General features: G+C 35.4%; 1 protein-coding gene. It reads left to right on the top strand.

What is annotated here, in order from left to right:
• Positions 1–238: 238 nt before the first annotated feature.
• Positions 239–576: alpha-ketoglutarate-dependent dioxygenase AlkB (locus tag ABN217_RS19935; RefSeq protein WP_349459957.1), on the top strand; the 338-nt coding region annotated here is incomplete at its 3' end.

Below are 576 nucleotides of genomic sequence, written 5' to 3'. Positions count from 1 at the left end.
CTATATTTATAAAATATCGCGATATGATTAATAATATTCTAGCACCGTCCTTATTTAATCAAAAATAGATTTATTTATGGGTGAAAATCGAGTAAATCGAATGATATTTGAAATTATTAACTATTTATATAGTCACATTGGAAAATAATAATTTTCACATGAATGTATAATGGCATCTGTCAAAAAACGTCATGATGTTTAACACTATTGCACGGATTTTAATTTTCTTGGAGTTGGTATGTTGTTTTCAGATGAAGAAAATACTTTGCTAATGGCTGAAGATGCTTGGTTATTGAAAGGGTATCTATTAGGGAATGGGCAAGAACTGCTCGCTGCATTAGAGCAGGTAATACAACAGTCTCCATTTCGACATATGCTAACACCCGGTGGTTATTCAATGTCAGCATCAATGACTAATTGTGGATCTTGGGGCTGGGTGAGCGATCTCAATGGGTATCGCTATCAAATGGATGATCCTATCACTCAATCACCATGGCCAAAAATGCCGGCTATTTTCTTTGAATTGGCACAACAAGCCGCTAATAGTGTTGGATTTGAGCATTTCTCTCCTGATGC

Origin of the sequence: Proteus sp. fly-1067, assembly GCF_040139345.1 — a bacterium.
Lineage (GTDB): Bacteria > Pseudomonadota > Gammaproteobacteria > Enterobacterales > Enterobacteriaceae > Proteus > Proteus vulgaris_B.
The sequence above is the reverse complement of the archived record's forward strand: the minus strand, read 5'-3'. Positions and strand labels throughout refer to the sequence as shown.